Genomic DNA, 14,965 nt, shown 5'->3' with positions numbered 1-14,965 from the left:
TCAGGCGTTTTCCGACAGAAGCGCCTTTTGACGCTGGCAATGGCGCGCGACCATCCGCCGGGCGCGGCGGCCGGGTGTCAGCGTGCGTGCCGGTTCTGGGCTGTGATCCAGATCGAGGATCTCGGGGAACAGCATCGCGATCTCGCGCCGGGCCGCCGGACCCACCGCCCTCAGCGCCTGCCGACCGGTATAGAGCGATTCCGTCACCAAGCCGTTCGAGCGCAGCAATTCGTGCCGGTCGAACAGCAGATGCACATAGGTCACGCCGGTCGCCTCGCGGTCGATCTCGACCCCCGGCAGGTCCAGCAGATGGCGTGCGGCGACCAGAACCTCGGACGCGCCGAACATCCGCTCGGCCACCTTGGACCGCACAAGGACGCGGTGCTGCGGCGACAGGCGCAGATCGCGCGCGGGGGCGTCGGGTCCAAGCGCGCCTGCGCGGATCAGGATCGGGCGCAGATGCGGCGCGGCGTCCAGCGCCCGCGCATCCAGATGGCGCTGGCCTGCCCAGGCGACGGGGCGCAGGTCGTGATCCTCGGTCCAGACAAGGGTTCCGGGCGTGATCTCGTCCACCCGCATCTCGCCCGAGGCGGTGCGGATCAGCGTGTCGGCGGCAAAGCAGGGGATCAGGTATTCACCGATCTGCAGCTCCAGTACCGATTCGTCCGTCTGGAAGATCTGCCCCGGCGTGACGGGCGAGTTCGACACGATGAACCCGGTCTGCCCATCGGGCTGGGTCGGGTCGAAGGCGGTGATCGCCATCCAGTCGGCTTCGTCCTGACGGGCGAAATAGACCAGATCGGGCCGGCCGATATCGGCGGTGAAGCTGTTCCACGACGCGCCGCCATCGGTCGAGTATTCGACGATGACGGGCGAGAAAGGAACGACCGTGTTACCTGCGGGATCGTCGCTGCCCGTCACGGTCAGCCGCCAGCCCGTCACATCGTCGCGCGCCGTGACCGCGCCCGCCGTGACAAGCCGGTCGGCGGGGTGATCGCTGTTGATACTGAGTTGCTGATCGATCGAGGGGGGGATGACCGAGATGACAAGCGCGACGGAATTGAAATCGCCAAGCTGGTTGTTGGCAAAGGTAAGCTGGAACGTTGACATGGGGGAGCCTCGTGAACAATGACCAAATGGATAGAATTTTACCCATTTGGATAGTCCAAATTAACCCTAGGTCAACTTTTTTGTGCATTCATAGCACAAAAGTTAATCGCGCAAGTTGTGTTTCGCCTCGTCTGGTGCCGAGAGCGTGCAAGGCGCTGCCTTGCCGGACACTCAGGAACAGACCCCGATCGTGGCCTGAACGGCCCGGCGCCATTCGTCCTGACGCTCGGCGCGCAGGTCGTCCGACATCTGCGGCTGAAAACTGCGATCCAGCGCCCATGACCGCGCGAAACCCTCGGCGTCCGGATAGATCCCCTGCCGCTGGCCTGCCAGCCACGCGGCGCCAAGGGCGGTCGTCTCGGTGATGCGGGGGCGGTCCACCTGTGCGCCGATGATGTCGGACAGGAACTGCATCGCCCAATCGGACGCCGCCATCCCGCCATCCACACGCAACGCGGTGCGTCCGTCGCCCTGCCAGTCGGCGCGCATCGCCTGAAGCAGGTCCAGCGTCTGGAAGCCCACGCTCTCCAGCGCGGCGCGGGCCAGTTCGGCGGGGCCGGAATTGCGCGTCAGGCCGAAGATCGCGCCCCGGCATTCGGGCTTCCAGTAGGGCGCACCCAGCCCGGTGAAGGCCGGAACCAGGATCACGCGCTGGCTTTCATCGGCGCTTTCGGCGAGGGGCTGCGTCTCGCGCGCCTCGCGGATGATCTTGAGCCCGTCGCGCAGCCATTGCACCACCGCGCCCGCGATGAAGATCGAGCCCTCCAGCGCATAGGTCGGCTTGCCATCCAGCTGATAGGCGATGGTCGTCAGCAGCCGCTGGCTGGAGGCGACAGGCGTGTCGCCGGTGTTCAGCAGCGCAAAGCAGCCCGTGCCATAGGTCGATTTCATCATGCCGGGCTGGAAACAGGCCTGCCCCACGGTCGCGGCCTGCTGGTCGCCCGCAACGCCCGTGATGGGGATGGGCCGGCCGAAGAGGTCGGGCCGGGTCGTGCCGAAATCGGCCGAGCAATCGCGCACATCGGGCAGCATGGATTGCGGAATGCCGAAGAGGTCGCAGATCGTCACGGACCAGCGGCTCTTGTGGATGTCGTAAAGCATGGTGCGCGCGGCATTGGTCGCGTCCGTCGCATGAACCGCGCCGCCGGTCAGGCGCCAGATCAGCCAGCTGTCCACCGTGCCAAAGGCCAGATCGCCCGCCTCGGCGCGCGCGCGGGCGCCCTCGACATGATCCAGGATCCACTTGACCTTGGTGGCCGAGAAATAGGGATCGACCAGCAGTCCGGTGCGGGCGGTGATCATGTCGCCATGGCCCGCGGCTTCCAGCTCGCGGCAGAATTCGGCGGTGCGGCGGTCCTGCCAGACGATGGCGTTGTGGACGGCCTTGCCGGTCTTGCGGTCCCAGACCACGACAGTTTCGCGCTGGTTGGTGATGCCGATGGCCGCGACCGTAGGATTGCCCGCCTTTTCGATGGCCGCGCGGCAGGTGGCGGCGACGGTCGCCCACAGATCCTCGGGGTCGTGCTCGACCCAGCCTGACCGGGGGAAATGCTGCGGAAATTCCTCTTGCGCGCTGGAGCGGACGTTCATGTCGGCGTCGAACAGGATCGCGCGGGACGAGGTCGTGCCCTGATCGATGGCAAGGATATGGGTCATGGTCTTCCTCGGGTCGGGCTGAGAAAAAGGGGCGCGGTCAACCGCGCCCCCCAAGCGTATCGCGCAGGGCTTATTGCTGCCAGCGCTGGATCAGTTCCTCATAGGCAATGGTCACCGGCTCGGGCTTTTCGTTGTCCAGCTTCGGTTTCGGTGCGCCTTCGCGGTCCAGCCAGACCTGCGGATCTTCCGGCTCGTTCAGGACCGGGCCCAGATCGCCCTGCACGCCCGAACGCTGCAGACGTTCCAGCACGGCTTCCTGCTGTTCGCACAGCGCGTCCAGCGCCTCTTGCGCGGTCTTGGCGCCCGACGAGGCGTCACCGATGTTCTGCCACCACAGCTGCGCCAGACGCGGGTAATCCGGCACGTTCAGGCCGGTATCCGACCAGCGCGTGCGGTCGGGCGAGCGGTAGAACTCGACCAGACCACCCAGACGGGGCGCGCGTTCGGTGAAGCTGTCGTGACGGATCGAGCTGTCGCGCACGAAGGTCAGGCCGACATGGCTTTTCTTGGTGTCCACGGTCTTCGACACGATGAACTGCGCGTAAAGCCATGCGGCCTGGGCGCGATCGACCGGGGTCGATTGCATCAGCGTGGCCGAGCCGACATCCTGATAGCCGACCTTCATGCCCTCTTGCCAATAGGCGCCATAGGGCGAGGGGGCCATGCGCCATTTCGGCGTGCCGTCCTCGTTCATGACGGGCAGGCCTTCCTTGACCATGTCGGCGGTAAAGGCGGTGTACCAGAACATCTGCTGGGCGATGTTGCCCTGCGCGGGAACCGGCCCGGCCTCGGAGAAGGTCATGCCAGCCGCCGCCGGGGGCGTGTAGTTCTTCAGCCAGTCGATGTATTTCTCGATCGCATAGACCGCTGCCGGGCTGTTCGTCGCCCCGCCGCGCGCCACGCAGGACCCCACGGGCTGGTAGTTGTCGTTGACGCGGATGCCCCATTCATCGACAGGGAAGCCGTTGGGTTCGCCCGTGTCGCCCATGCCGGCCATGGACATCCAGGCATCGGTGAAGCGCCAGCCAAGCGACGGGTCCTTCTTGCCGTAGTCCATGTTGCCCCAGACCGTCTGGCCGTCGATCTCGCGCCCGGTGAAGAACTTGGCGATGTCCTCATAGGCGGACCAGTTCACGGGGACGCCCAGCTCGTAGCCGTATTCCTCGCGGAAGGCGGCCATGATCTCGGGATCGGTGAACCAGTCATGGCGGAACCAGTAGAGGTTGGCGAATTGCTGGACGGGCAGCTGATAGAGCTTGTCATCCGGGCCGGTGGCCGAGGCCAGACCGATGAAATCGTCCAGATCCAGATCGGGGTTGGTGAAATCCGCACCCTCGCCCGCCATCCAGTCGGTCATGTTGCGGACCTGCTGATAGCGCCAGTGGGTGCCGATCAGGTCCGCGTCGTTGATATACATGTCATAGACGTTCTCGCCGGTCTGCATCTGGGTCTGCAGCTTCTCGACGACGTCGCCTTCGCCGATCAGGTCATGCGTGACCTGGATGCCGGTGATCGCGGTGAAGGCCGGCGCCAGCACGCGGGCCTCGTATTCGTGGGTGGTGATCGTTTCCGAGACCACGTTGATCGACATGCCGCGCAGAGGCTCGGCCGCGTCGATGAACCATTGCATCTCGGCTTCCTGTTCCTCGCGGGTCAGGACCGAGACATCGCCGATCTCGGCATCGAGGAACGCGCGCGCGGCCTCGATATCGGCGAAGGCGGGGCCGGTCAGGGCCAGCAGGACCGCCGTGGTGGACAGAAGTTTCAGGTTCATGTTTCCCTCCCTAGGAACCAGTCGAGGTCAGTCTTGTCGGCAGGCCGGGCCCCTCACGCCCGGACAGCCCAGCCTTGTCAGACCCACCGGAATACGGCGGCGGCATAGACAAGGCAGATCAGCAGCGCCCAGGGCTGCATCGCCGCCCCCATCACCCCCAGCCAGGCGAGGTTGATGAAGGCCGAGCCCAGAAGCGTGATGAACAGGCGGTCGCCCCGCGTCGTCTCGATCCCCAGCACGCCGCGACGCGGCGTCTCGGGAAAGCGGATCGCCAGCACCGTGAAGGTGACCAGCAGCAGGGCGATGATGATGAAGAAGATCGCGGTGGGTTGGGTCCATGCCATCCAGGACATAGCGGGCCTCCGTTACACGCGGCCCAGGGCAAAGCCCTTGGCGATGTAGTTGCGGACGAAATAGATCACCAGCGCGCCGGGAACGATGGTCAGGATACCAGCTGCGGCCAGCACCCCCCAGTCGATCCCCGAGGCGCCGACCGTGCGGGTCATCGTGGCAGCGATGGGCTTGGCGTCCACGCTGGTCAGGGTGCGCGACAGAAGCAGTTCGACCCACGAGAACATGAAGCAGAAGAACGCCGCCACCCCGATCCCCGACGAGATCAGCGGCATGAAGATCTTCACGAAGAAGCGCGGGAAGCTGTAGCCGTCGATATAGGCGGTCTCGTCGATTTCCTTCGGCACGCCGCGCATGAAGCCTTCGAGGATCCACACCGCCAGCGGCACGTTGAACAGGCAATGCGCCAGCGCCACCGCGATATGCGTGTCGAACAGGCCGACCGAGCTGTAAAGCTGGAAGAACGGCAGGGCAAAGACAGCAGGCGGGGCCATGCGGTTCGTCAGAAGCCAGAAGAACAGGTGCTTGTCGCCCATGAAGTGATAGCGGCTGAAGGCATAGGCCGCAGGCAGCGCCACCGCGACCGAGATCACCGTGTTCATCACCACATAGATCAGGCTGTTGACGTAGCCCATGTACCAGCTGGGATCGGTCAGGATCGTGATGTAGTTCTGGAACGTCAGGTTCTGCGGCCACAGGCTGAACGTGCCGGTGATCTCGGCATTGGTCTTGAGGCTCATGTTCAAGAGCCAGTAGATCGGCAGCATCAGGAACAGCAGGTAAAGCCCCATGACGATGGCGCTGCCCTTGATGCGGGGCATGGTCCGGCTGCGGGCGCGCGGCGTTGCCGTGGCGGTTGCGGTCAGGTCGGCCATGGCATCAACCCCTTTTGTCCAGATTGGTCATCACGGTGTAGAACACCCACGAAATCAGCAGGATGACCAGGAAATACATCAGCGAGAAGGCCGCGGCGGGGCCAAGGTCGAATTGCCCAAGCGCCATCTTCACAAGGTCGATCGACAGGAAGGTGGTGGCATTGCCCGGCCCGCCTCCGGTGACGACGAAGGGCTCTGTGTAGATCATGAAGCTGTCCATGAAGCGCAGCAGGATCGCGATCATCAGGACGCCCATCATCTTGGGCAGTTCGATATAGCGGAACACCTTCCAGCGGCTGGCCTGGTCGATCTTGGCGGCCTGGTAATAGGCGTCGGGGATGGATTGCAGCCCGGCATAGGCCAGCAGCGCCACAAGCGAGGTCCAGTGCCAGACATCCATCACGATCACCGTGGCCCAGGCATGGGCGGGGTTCTGCGTGTAGTTGTAGTTGATGCCCAGGCTGTTCAGCGTATAGCCCAGAAGCCCGATATCGACGCGGCCGAAGATCTGCCAGATCGTGCCGACGACGTTCCACGGGATCAGCAGCGGCAGCGACATCAGCACCAGCACCACGCTGGCCCAGACGCCGCGCTTGGGCATGTTCAGCGCGACGAAGACGCCAAGCGGGATCTCGATCGCGAGGATGATTCCCGAGAAGGCCAGCTGGCGCCACAGCGCGTTCCACATGCGGTCGGATGCCAGCAAGTCCTCGAACCAGCCGAGGCCATGCCAGAAGAAGACGTTGTTTCCGAACGTGTCCTGAAAGGCGTAGTTGACCACCGTCATCAGCGGGATCACCGCCGAGAAGGCAACGAGCACCAGCACCGGCAGAACCAGGAACCAGGCCTTGTGGTTGACGGTCTTTTCCATGTTTTCCCCCTCCCCCTGGCGCGCGTCAGGCGGCTGCCACGCGCCAATCGTCGGCGTAGATGTTGACCCGCTGCGGATCGATGCTCACGCGCCCCATGTCGGGGGTGATGGCCTGATCCTCGGCGGCGATGATGTTGATGTCGTGACCGGCCAGATCGGCGCGGATGATGCGGTGGCGGCCGACATCCTCGATCCGGCGGACGGTGACGGGCAGGCCCTCGTCTGCGGTCAGGCGCAGATGTTCGGGGCGGATGCCCAGCTGCACCTTGCCCGACAGGCCGTGATAGGCGCCCGCCAGCGCGGTGACGCCGCCCGGAATCCGCGCCTCGTGGCCCGAAACCTCGGCCGGCAGCAGGTTCATGCCCGGCGAGCCGATGAAATAGCCCACGAAGGTATGCTCGGGCCGGTCGAACAATTCCTCGGGCGTGCCGATCTGCACGACGCGGCCGTCATACATGACCACGACCTTGTCGGCGAAGGTCAGGGCCTCGGTCTGGTCGTGGGTGACGTAGATCATCGTATGGCCGAAATCGTGGTGCAGCTTTTTCAGCTGCGTGCGCAATTCCCACTTCATGTGCGGGTCGATCACGGTCAGAGGCTCGTCGAACAAGAGCGCGTTCACATCCTTGCGGACCATGCCGCGGCCAAGGCTGATTTTTTGCTTGGCATCGGCGGTCAGGCCACGCGCCTTGCGGTCCAGCATGTGCTCCATACCGATCATGCGGGCGATTTCGGCAACGCGCTCAGCGACATAGCTTTCCGGGCGGCCCCGGTTGCGCAGCGGAAAGGCCAGGTTGTCGCGCACGGTCATCGTGTCGTAGACGACCGGGAACTGGAACACCTGCGCGATGTTGCGTTCCGCCGTCGGCGCATGGGTCACGTCCACGCCATCGAACAGGATGCGCCCCTGCGACGGCACCAGCAGCCCCGAGATGATGTTGAGCAGCGTCGATTTCCCGCAGCCGCTTGATCCCAGCAGCGCATAGGCGGCGCCGTCCTGCCAGTCGTGGTTCAGTTCCTTCAGCGCGAAATCATCCGGCCCCTTGGGCTGGGGCAGATAGGAATGGGCCAGGTTGTCCAGCGTGATCTTTGCCATCGTCCGAACCTCTCAGGCTGCAAGGGCATAGGGGGCGGGGGTGACCAGACGGCCATCCTCGGCGAAGACGTAGATGTGGCGCGGCTCCAGCCAGACCGGCAGGGAGGCATCCAGCGCCAGATCATGCACGCCGTGGATCAGCCCGACCCAACGCGCGCCGTGGTGATCCAGATGGATGAAGGTCTCGGACCCGGTCAGTTCGGTCACGACCAGCTGCGTGTCAAAGCGGATCGCATCGGCCGAGGGCTGGTGCAGATGCAGGTGGTTGGGCCGGAAGCCCGCCAGATAGGCGCCATCCGGCAGCCCGGCCAGCGCGCCCGCAGGCGCATGGCTGTCGCCATAGGACATGCGTCCCTGCGCCAGACGCACCGGCAGAAAGTTCATCGGCGGATCGCTGAAGACCCGCGCCGTGGTCGCATCGACGGGCTGGCGATAGACCTGCGGCGTCAGGCCGAACTGGGTCACGCGGCCCTCCCACAGGGTCGCGGTATTGCCGCCCAGCAGCAGCGCCTCTTCGGGTTCGGTCGTGGCATAGACGAAGATCGCGCCGGACGCCTCGAAGATGCGCGGGATCTCGACGCGCAATTCCTCGCGCAGCTTGTAGTCGAGGTTGGCCAAGGGCTCGTCCAGCAGGACCAGCCCGGCATTCTTGACCAGCGCGCGGGCCAGCGCGCAGCGCTGCTGCTGCCCGCCCGACAATTCCAACGGCTTGCGCGAAAGCATCGGCGTCAGGCGCATCAGCTCGGCGGCCTCATGAACGCGGCGCTCGATCTCGGGGCGCGAGACCCCCATCAGCCGCAGGGGCGAGGCAATGTTGTCGAAAACCGTCATCGCCGGGTAGTTGACGAATTGCTGATAGACCATCGCGACCTGACGGTCCTGCACCCGCATCCCTGTCACGTCCTGGCCCTGCCAGATGACGCGGCCCTGCGCCGGGCGGTCCAGCCCCGCCATCAGCCGCATCAACGAGGTCTTGCCCGACAGCGTCGGCCCCAGCAGCACGTTCATCGTGCCCTTTTCAAGGCGCAGATCGGTGGGGTGGATGTGAACCTGCCCCTCGACGACCTTGCTGACGCCCTTCAATTCCAATGTCATGTCTTTCCCCTCCCCTTGACTGCCGCGTTATTCGGCGGCAGCCGACGCGCCGCCCCTGCGGGCGCGCATCCAGTCGTTCAATTCATCGATCTGGTCCTGCGACATCCGCAGGCCAAGCTTGCTGCGGCGCCAGACGATGTCCTCGGCGCTGCGGGCATATTCGCGGTCCATCAGCCAGATCACCTCGGACTCGGTCAGGGTCGCGCCGAAATCGCGGCCCAGATCGGCGGCATCACGGGCACCTTTCAGGATGATCGCGGCCTCGCTGCCATAGGCGCGGACAAGGCGCAGCGCCCAGGACGCGCTGAGGAATGAATGCGCGCCGCGCAGATCGCAGACCAGCCGCCCCACCGCATCGACCGGGAAATCCCCGCCGGGCAGAGGCTTGCCCCTGGTCCATGCGGCGGGCAGGCCCGGAAAGAACGGCGCGATCTTCTCAAGCGCGGATTCCGCAAGGCGGCGATAGGTGGTGATCTTGCCGCCAAAGACGTTCAGCACCGGCGCCCCGCCATTCTGGTCCACCTTCAGCGTATAGTCGCGCGTGGCAGCCGTCGCGCTTTGCGCGCCGTCATCGTAAAGCGGACGCACGCCCGAATAGGACCAGACGACATCCTCGGGGCCAAGTTGCTGCGTGAAATACTGGTTGGCGAAGGCCAACAGGTAGTCGCGCTCCTCGGGTGTGCATTCGGGCTTGCGCGAGGGGTCGTCATGTTCGGCATCGGTGGTGCCGATCAGGGTAAAGTCGGTCTCATACGGGATGGCAAAGATGATCCGGCCATCGGTGCCCTGGAAGAAATAGCATTTGTCGTGGTCGTAAAGCCGGCGCGTCACGATATGGCTACCGCGCACCAGACGCACGCCCTCGGTCGAGTTCAGCCGGATCTTGGTCTGGATGATCTCTCCGACCCAGGGGCCGCCGGCATTGACCAGCATCTTGGCAAGGTGCTGGCGCGTTTCGCCTGTTTCGGTGTCTTGCGTCGTGACGCGCCAATGTTCGTTTTCGCGCTCGGCTGACAGGACGCGGGTGCGGGTCATGATCCGGGCGCCGCGCGCCTCGGCGTCGCGGGCGTTCAGCACCACAAGCCGCGAATCCTCGACCCAGCAGTCGGAATATTCAAAGGCGCGCTGGAATCGCGGCTGCAGGGGCGCGCCCTCCGGCGTGCCGGGCAGCGACAGCGTTGTGGTGCCGGGCAGGATCTTGCGACCGCCAAGATTGTCATAGAGGAACAGGCCCAGCCGGATCAGCCATGCGGGGCGGCGCCCCTTCATCCAGGGCATGACCACGCCCAGCAGCTTCGAGGTGGGCGTGTCGGATTCAAACCGCATTTCAGGATGATAGGGCAGCACGAACCGCATCGGCCAGCTGATATGCGGCATCGCGCGCAGCAGCACCTCGCGTTCGATCAGGGCCTCGCGGACCAGTCGGAATTCGAAATATTCCAGATAGCGCAGCCCGCCGTGAAACAGCTTGGTCGAGCCGGAAGAGGTCGCCTGCGCCAGATCGCCCATCTCGGCCAGCGTGACCGAAAGCCCCCGGCCCGCCGCGTCGCGGGCAATGCCGCAGCCATTGATGCCGCCGCCGATCACGAAGAGATCGGTCATGTTTTCTGTGCTGCCTGCCGTCATGCCAGCCTCGTCGTCTTGCGCTTCGTTGCGGATCATGGCGCAAGACGCGCGCAAAAGAAAGGTTTTTGTTTTCTTTTTTGTTCGCGCCTGAAGTGACTGGCAAGGCTTGGATTTTCGGCGATTGCGCGCCGACTTCTCGGATTTCACATTCTGCACTTTGCGCGCTGTGCAGCGCCGAATGTTCGTTATTCACGCATACGAAAAACTTGCGCGGACGAATCGAACATGGCAATTCTGATCAACCCGACCGGAGCGAGCATGTCCCAATCCTTTCGCCAGCCCGAAATCCTGGAAATCGCCCGTCGTGACGGCAAGGTGACGGTCGATGCCCTTGCGGCGCATTTCGGGGTGACCCTGCAGACGATCCGCCGCGACCTGACCGAACTGGCCGAGGCCGGGCGGCTGGAGCGGGTGCATGGCGGCGCGATCCTGCCATCAGGGGTCAGCAATATCGGCTATGAGGAACGCCGCGCCCTTAACCAGGACGCCAAGACCGCCATCGCACGGGCCTGCGCCGCCGAGGTGCCCGAGAACATCTCGCTGTTTCTCAACATCGGCACCAGCACCGAGGCCGTCGCCCGCGAATTGCTGGGCCATCGCAACATGCTGGTCGTCACGAATAACATGAACGTCGCCAATATCCTGGCCGCCAACCCCGATTGCGAGGTGATTGTGACCGGCGGCAACCTGCGCCGCTCGGATGGCGGGCTGGTCGGCACCCTGGCGGCCGAGACGATCCGGCAGTTCAAGTTCGATCTGGCGGTGATCGGCTGCTCGGCGCTGGACCGCGACGGCGATCTGCTGGACTTCGACATTCAGGAGGTTGGCGTTAGCCAGACCATCCTGCGTCAGTCGCGCCGGACGTTTCTGGCGGTGGATCACTCCAAGCTGAAGCGCAGCGCGCCCGCCCGGATCGCGTCGCTGGCCGAGCTGGATTGCGTTTTCACCGACCGCCCCCTGCCGCCCGAGTTGATGCGGCTGTGTCAGGTCTGGGATACGCGCGTAGTGGCGGCGCAGGGCTGAGTTTTCGGGGCGTGCGCGGGGGGAGAGCGCCGGGGGCGCTTCGCCCCCCGGACCCCCCGAGGATATTTTTATGAAGAAGAAGGCGTCAGCCCGCCAGCAGGGCGGCGTTTCCGCCCGCCGCGGTCGTGTCCACGCAGAGGTGGCGTTCGTGCAGGACATGCGCCTGATCGGGCATCGCGGTCAGCAGCGGGACAAGTGGGCCTTCGCGTCGGGCAAGCGCCGTGGCCATGTCGCGGGCAGTCGCCTCGTCGCCCCACCACAGAACCGCCGAGAGGCCGGGCAGGTCGGTCAGCGCATCTGCTGCAAGCGTGCCGGATGCGGTGACGGCTTCGCCGCCAAGCGCGCGGACGGCTTGGGCCTGCGCTGCGGCTGCGTCCGCGCCGGGGCCGAGGCACAGGACCGGCGGGCGTGGCAGCAGGGTCAGGCGGTTCAGCTCTCCGGTCGGGCCGGGCATCAGGGTTTCCGAAACGGTTCGAGCGGGCGCCCGGCCCAGGGACGCGGCAAGGCGGGCGGGGTCGTCGTTTGCTGTCCAGCCGCTGCCCAGTTCGGGTTTGGCGGGCTTGAAGAACCGCGGCAGGTAGAGCGGGCCGCCTGCCTTGGGACCGGTGCCCGAAAGCCCCTCGCCGCCGAAGGGCTGGCTGCCGACCGTCGCGCCGACCTGGTTGCGGTTGACGTAGAGGTTGCCGGCATGGACGGCGTCGGCCACTTCTTGCACGCGGCTGTCGATGCGGCTGTGCAGGCCGAAGGTCAGGCCGTAGCCGCGCGCATTGATCCCCTCGATCACCTTGGGCAGGTCGGCGGCGCGGAAGGTTGCGACATGCAGGACTGGCCCGAAGATCTCGCGTTCCAGATCCTTGATCCCCGTCACGCGGATCAGGGTGGGCGGAACGAAGCAGCCGTCCTGCGGCGCGGGGCGCTGGTGCAGGATGCGGGGGCGCTGTGCATCGATCCAGTCGAGGATGCCCTGCCGTGCCTCGGGGTCGATGACGGGGCCGACATCTGTGGTCAGGGACCACGGGTCGCCGACGGTCAGTTCGTCCATCGCGCCCCGGATCATCGCGATGACGTGGTCGGCGATGTCCTCTTGCACATAAAGGCAGCGCAGCGCCGAGCAACGCTGACCGGCCGAACGGAAGCTGGAGGCGATGATGTCGCGCACCGCCTGTTCGGGCAGGGCCGTGCTGTCCACGATCATCGCATTCAACCCGCCGGTTTCCGCGATCAGGGGCGTGCCGGGGGCCATGTGCTGCGCCATGCTGGCGGCGATGCGGCGCGCGGTTTCGGTCGAGCCGGTGAAGACCACGCCGCCGATGCGCGGATCGCGGGTCAGGGCCGCGCCGACCGTGGCGCCGTCGCCCGGCAAAAGTTGCAGCGCCGAGGCCGGGACGCCCGCCTTGTGCAGCAGGCGCACGGCGAAGGCCGCAATCAGCGGCGTCTGTTCGGCTGGCTTGGCCAGGAGCGCGTTCCCGGCCATCAGCGCGGCCGCGATCTGGCCGGTGAAGATGGCCAGCGGGAAGTTCCAGGGGCTGATCGCGGCGATGATGCCGCGCGGGGCGTCGCTGCGGGCCTCGCCCTGCTGGGCGTAGTAGCGCAGGAAATCCACGGCCTCGCGCAGTTCGGCCACGGCGTCGTTCAGGGTCTTGCCCGCCTCGCGGGCGAGGATGGCGAAGATGGGGCCGAACTCGGCCTCGTAGAGGTCTGCGGCGCGGCGCAGGACATCCGCGCGATGGGCGGCGGGGGCGTCCCAAGGGCGGGCATCGTCGACGGCGCGGGTGACGGTGTCGGCGTCGGCCTCGGTCACATGGGCCAGAACCGCGCCCGAGGCGGGGTTCACGACCGGTTGGCGCGGGCCGGTCGCCGGGCGCATCGTGATCGGGGCGGCGTCGTCCAGGGTGATCTGGCGCGCAGCCTCGATCCGGTCCAGCACGTCTTCGGCATTCAGGTCGAAGCCCTGCGCGTTGACGCGCCCTTGGCCATAGATCGCGGCGGGCGCCTTCAGCGCCTGCGGGGCGCGGGCGGTGGGCAGCGCGTCAAAGGGGTCGCGGGCGATGTCCTCGGGGGCGACATCCTCGTCGACGATCTGGTTGACGAAGCTGGAATTCGCGCCGTTCTCCAGCAGGCGGCGCACCAGATAGGCCAGCAGGTCGCGATGCGCGCCGACCGGGGCATAGATGCGGCAGCGCGTGCCGTGATCGGTCAGCACGATGTCGTGCAGCCGTTCGCCCATGCCGTGCAGGCGCTGGAATTCGAAATCGACGCCCGCTGCCATGTCGAGGATCGCGGCGACCGAATGGGCGTTATGCGTGGCGAATTGCGGATAGATGCGGTCGGCATGGTCGATCAACTTCTTCGCGCAGGCGATATAGCTGACATCGGTCGCCGTCTTGGAGGTGAACAGCGGAAAGTCGGGATGCCCCTCGACCTGGGCGCGCTTCATCTCGGTGTCCCAATAGGCGCCCTTGACCAGACGCACCATGATGCGGCGGTCCAGACGCGCGGCCAGCGCGTGCAGCCAGTCGATGACCGCGCCTGCGCGTTTGCCGTAGGCCTGCACGACCACGCCGAAGCCGTCCCAGCCCACCAGTTCGGGGTCGGACAGCACGGCCTCGATCACCTTCATCGACAGGGACAGCCGGTCCTGTTCCTCGGCGTCGATGTTCATGCCCATGTCGGCGGCGCGGGCCGCGCGGGCCAGATCGCGCACCACGGGGACCAGTTCGGCCATGACGCGGGCCTCTTGGGCGACCTCGTAGCGGGGATGCAGCGCCGAAAGCTTGATCGAGATGCCGGGATTGGCGCGCACATCGCCCTTGTCGCAGGATTTCGCGATGGCCGCGATCGCGTCGGCATAGGACCTGGCGTAGCGGTCGGCGTCCTCGCGGGTCATCGCGGCCTCGCCCAGCATGTCGTAGCTGTAGCTGTAGCCCTTGGCCTCCAGCGTGCGGGCGCGCGACAGGGCGTCGGTGATGGTCTGGCCCAGCACGAACTGGCGGCCCATCTCGCGCATGGCGCGCTGCATGGCGGTGCGGATCACGGGCTCGCCCAATCGGCGGATCGCGCCGCGCAGCGTGCCCGCGATGCCCGGTTGCGGATCGTCCAGCACGCGTCCCGTCAGCATCAAGGCCCAGGTCGAGGCATTCACCAGGCTTGAGGCGCTTTCGCCCAGATGCTTGCCCCAGTCCGAGGGCGCGATCTTGTCCTCGATCAGGGCGTCGATGGTCATGCGGTCGGGCACGCGCAGCATCGCCTCGGCCAGACACATCAGCGCGACGCCCTCGCGGGTGGACAGGCCGTATTCGGCCAGCATGTGCTCCATCATCGTCGGCCGCGACTGGGCGCGGATGCGGCGCACGAGATCGGCGGCAGTGGCGCTGATCCGTGCGCGCGCCTCGGGCGACAGGGCGGCTTCGGAGACCAGCCGGTCGAGGATCGCGGCCTCCGGGGCGAATTTGGCGGCGGATTCGAGGGCTTTCAGATCGGTCATGGCG

General features: G+C 65.9%; 11 protein-coding genes. 1 reads left to right on the top strand and 10 read right to left on the bottom strand.

Annotated features, from left to right (window positions below; all coding sequences use genetic code 11):
• The 9 genes from ACTZWU_RS01035 to glpD form a co-directional block, all read right to left on the bottom strand.
• On the bottom strand, positions 1-1,110 hold the full coding sequence (locus ACTZWU_RS01035; protein WP_444735493.1) for a Hint domain-containing protein: 1,110 nt from the start codon (positions 1,108-1,110) through the stop codon (positions 1-3).
• A 171-nt stretch (positions 1,111-1,281) separates the two neighbouring features.
• The gene (glpK, locus tag ACTZWU_RS01030) at positions 1,282-2,766 is read right to left on the bottom strand and encodes a glycerol kinase GlpK (RefSeq protein WP_444735492.1); all 1,485 of its coding nucleotides are present in this window, start codon (positions 2,764-2,766) and stop codon (positions 1,282-1,284) included.
• Between the two features lie 70 nt (positions 2,767-2,836).
• On the bottom strand, positions 2,837-4,540 hold the full coding sequence (locus ACTZWU_RS01025; protein WP_444735491.1) for an ABC transporter substrate-binding protein: 1,704 nt from the start codon (positions 4,538-4,540) through the stop codon (positions 2,837-2,839).
• 77 nt (positions 4,541-4,617) lie between these two features.
• A complete protein-coding gene (locus ACTZWU_RS01020) occupies positions 4,618-4,893 on the bottom strand; it encodes a DUF2160 domain-containing protein (protein ID WP_219828945.1) in 276 nt (91 codons plus the stop codon).
• 12 nt (positions 4,894-4,905) lie between these two features.
• On the bottom strand, positions 4,906-5,766 hold the full coding sequence (locus tag ACTZWU_RS01015) for a carbohydrate ABC transporter permease (protein WP_444735490.1): 861 nt from the start codon (positions 5,764-5,766) through the stop codon (positions 4,906-4,908).
• A 4-nt stretch (positions 5,767-5,770) separates the two neighbouring features.
• The gene (locus tag ACTZWU_RS01010; protein ID WP_444735489.1) at positions 5,771-6,637 is read right to left on the bottom strand and encodes a carbohydrate ABC transporter permease; all 867 of its coding nucleotides are present in this window, start codon (positions 6,635-6,637) and stop codon (positions 5,771-5,773) included.
• A gap of 25 nt (positions 6,638-6,662) precedes the next feature.
• Positions 6,663-7,733: an ABC transporter ATP-binding protein gene (locus ACTZWU_RS01005; RefSeq protein ID WP_444735488.1), complete on the bottom strand. Its 1,071-nt coding sequence runs from the start codon at positions 7,731-7,733 to the stop codon at positions 6,663-6,665.
• A 12-nt stretch (positions 7,734-7,745) separates the two neighbouring features.
• Complete coding sequence (locus tag ACTZWU_RS01000) at positions 7,746-8,828, bottom strand: ABC transporter ATP-binding protein (RefSeq protein WP_444735487.1); 1,083 nt, start codon at positions 8,826-8,828, stop codon at positions 7,746-7,748.
• Between the two features lie 27 nt (positions 8,829-8,855).
• The gene (gene glpD, locus ACTZWU_RS00995) at positions 8,856-10,430 is read right to left on the bottom strand and encodes a glycerol-3-phosphate dehydrogenase (protein WP_444735486.1); all 1,575 of its coding nucleotides are present in this window, start codon (positions 10,428-10,430) and stop codon (positions 8,856-8,858) included.
• Between the two features lie 282 nt (positions 10,431-10,712).
• On the opposite strand from glpD, the gene ACTZWU_RS00990 reads away from it, so the two are divergent.
• Entirely contained in the window at positions 10,713-11,477 is a 765-nt protein-coding gene (locus ACTZWU_RS00990; RefSeq protein WP_444735876.1) for a DeoR/GlpR family DNA-binding transcription regulator, read from the top strand.
• Positions 11,478-11,562: 85 nt separating this feature from the next.
• Here the strand turns inward: ACTZWU_RS00990 and putA are convergent, their stop codons facing one another.
• Positions 11,563-14,961, bottom strand: a complete 3,399-nt coding sequence (gene putA, locus ACTZWU_RS00985) for a bifunctional proline dehydrogenase/L-glutamate gamma-semialdehyde dehydrogenase PutA (protein ID WP_444735485.1) — start codon at positions 14,959-14,961, stop codon at positions 11,563-11,565.
• Positions 14,962-14,965: the final 4 nt, after the last annotated feature.

It is taken from the genome of Paracoccus sp. NSM (assembly GCF_052379855.1).
Lineage (GTDB): Bacteria > Pseudomonadota > Alphaproteobacteria > Rhodobacterales > Rhodobacteraceae > Paracoccus.
Note: the sequence above shows the minus strand (reverse complement) of the source record. Positions and strands in the feature narration are given on the sequence as shown.

Excerpts from the sequence above, each read along its gene's own strand:
- ACTZWU_RS01020 (WP_219828945.1), bottom strand. The coding sequence starts at position 4,893 with ATGTCCTGGATGGCATGGACCCAACCCACCGCGATCTTCTTCATCATC.
- glpK (WP_444735492.1), bottom strand. The coding sequence starts at position 2,766 with ATGACCCATATCCTTGCCATCGATCAGGGCACGACCTCGTCCCGCGCG.
- glpD (WP_444735486.1), bottom strand. The coding sequence starts at position 10,430 with ATGACCGATCTCTTCGTGATCGGCGGCGGCATCAATGGCTGCGGCATT.
- putA (WP_444735485.1), bottom strand. The coding sequence starts at position 14,961 with ATGACCGATCTGAAAGCCCTCGAATCCGCCGCCAAATTCGCCCCGGAG.
- ACTZWU_RS01000 (WP_444735487.1), bottom strand. The coding sequence starts at position 8,828 with ATGACATTGGAATTGAAGGGCGTCAGCAAGGTCGTCGAGGGGCAGGTT.
- ACTZWU_RS01010 (WP_444735489.1), bottom strand. The coding sequence starts at position 6,637 with ATGGAAAAGACCGTCAACCACAAGGCCTGGTTCCTGGTTCTGCCGGTG.
- ACTZWU_RS01015 (WP_444735490.1), bottom strand. The coding sequence starts at position 5,766 with ATGGCCGACCTGACCGCAACCGCCACGGCAACGCCGCGCGCCCGCAGC.
- ACTZWU_RS00990 (WP_444735876.1), top strand. The coding sequence starts at position 10,713 with ATGTCCCAATCCTTTCGCCAGCCCGAAATCCTGGAAATCGCCCGTCGT.
- ACTZWU_RS01035 (WP_444735493.1), bottom strand. The coding sequence starts at position 1,110 with ATGTCAACGTTCCAGCTTACCTTTGCCAACAACCAGCTTGGCGATTTC.
- ACTZWU_RS01025 (WP_444735491.1), bottom strand. The coding sequence starts at position 4,540 with ATGAACCTGAAACTTCTGTCCACCACGGCGGTCCTGCTGGCCCTGACC.
- ACTZWU_RS01005 (WP_444735488.1), bottom strand. The coding sequence starts at position 7,733 with ATGGCAAAGATCACGCTGGACAACCTGGCCCATTCCTATCTGCCCCAG.